General features: G+C 55.5%; 1 protein-coding gene. It reads left to right on the top strand.

Features of this window, described 5'->3' with window-relative positions; all coding sequences use genetic code 11:
- The coding region (locus ACYVTD_RS13570) for an ATP-dependent DNA helicase (protein WP_461248267.1) at nucleotides 1–1,011 on the top strand (1,011 nt) is incomplete at both ends.

Here is a 1,011-nt window from a genome sequence, read left to right on the forward strand (position 1 = left end):
TCGACGATGAGCAGGCGGCCGACCCTTCGGTATGGGAAATAAAAGCTATAGTAAGGCGCCTGGAAGAAATAGCGGAAATCTGCGATTCCTTCTGCAAATATCAAAAATATGAAAACGACGTTTTATGGATCGAGAAACAGCGTTTTTCGGGCGGGAACCCGTGGGCGGTCTTTACAAAAACCCCGTTGGACTTGTCGCCAAAACTGAAAGAAAGCGTATTTGCGCCTAACAAAACGGTCATCTGCGTATCCGCAACCCTCGCCATAAACGGCAATTTTTCCTATTGGGCGAGCCGTTGCGGAATCGGCGACTTGGAAAATAGGACGGTACTTTCGGGCTGTTTCCCCTCGCCTTTCCCCTATTCAAGCGCCGTGCTTCTCGCGGCCCCGCATGACGCCCCCATGCCAGAAGAAAACGGCTGGCAGGATTTTATCGACAAAGCCGCGGGCCGCCTAGCAGCCGTAGCGGGAGGCTCGGCTCTCGTTCTTTTTACCTCGTACCAATCGCTTAAAAGCGCATGGGCCGCCGCAAAGTCGGAGTTGGAGCCGCTTGGAATCCGCTGTTTGAAGCAGGGCGACGACGACCGCACGAGGCTTTTGCAGGACTTCCTCTCCGACGAAAGCGCGTGCCTATTCGCCACGGATTCCTTCTGGGAAGGGGTAGACGCCCCCGGCGACACGTTGCGCCTTGTAATAATCTGCCGTCTGCCCTTCCGCGCCCCCGACGACCCCGTCTTTGAAGCCCGCAGTGAGGCTGTTAAAAAGCGCGGTGGAAGCTCTTTTATGGAACTTGCCCTGCCCTCCGCCGTAATGAAGTTCAAACAGGGCTTCGGAAGGCTCATGCGCCGAAGCGCGGACAGGGGCGTGGTCGCCGTTTTGGACGGCAGGCTGTTAAAGAAACAATACGGGCAGGTTTTCCTGCAGTCCCTCCCCGAAACAAGGACAAGTTTCGGCGAATTCGAGGATGTTTTGCGTAATGCTTTTAGGTTTGGAACCAGCGATTCGCCCAGAC

Source organism: Treponema sp. R6D11 (assembly GCF_054786075.1).